Origin of the sequence: Vibrio sp. 10N.222.55.C6 (assembly GCF_041473395.1) — a bacterium.
GTDB lineage: Bacteria > Pseudomonadota > Gammaproteobacteria > Enterobacterales > Vibrionaceae > Vibrio > Vibrio crassostreae_C.
The window spans coordinates 1-255 of the sequence record NZ_JBFRSD010000633.1 but is presented as its reverse complement, the minus strand read 5'-3'; the positions used below and the strand labels follow the sequence as shown (position 1 = coordinate 255).

Sequence of the window (255 nt, the reverse complement as noted above, 5' to 3'; positions counted from 1 at the left end):
GATGCTCAGCAAAACTGGCGTGTGCTAGGCGACATCTTTGGTAAGCAAGCTGAAGTCGAAGCGATCATTAAAGAGACTCAAGCTTCTATCACAGCGGTAAACGACAAAGTAGCGTCTGACGAAACTTCAGCAATGATGCTGATGAACAACGGCAACAACATTGCGATGTTCAATAAGGGCAGTCGCTTCTCGATCATTTTTGATGATTTTGGTTTCGAGGAGTCAAAGAGTGCGACAGTGGCTCCAATTAAAGGG

1 pseudogene is annotated in these 255 nt (G+C 45.5%); it reads left to right on the top strand.

Features of this window, described 5'->3' with window-relative positions:
• A pseudogene (locus AB4486_RS25405) lies at positions 1 to 255 on the top strand (ferric anguibactin-binding protein); the annotation flags it as partial.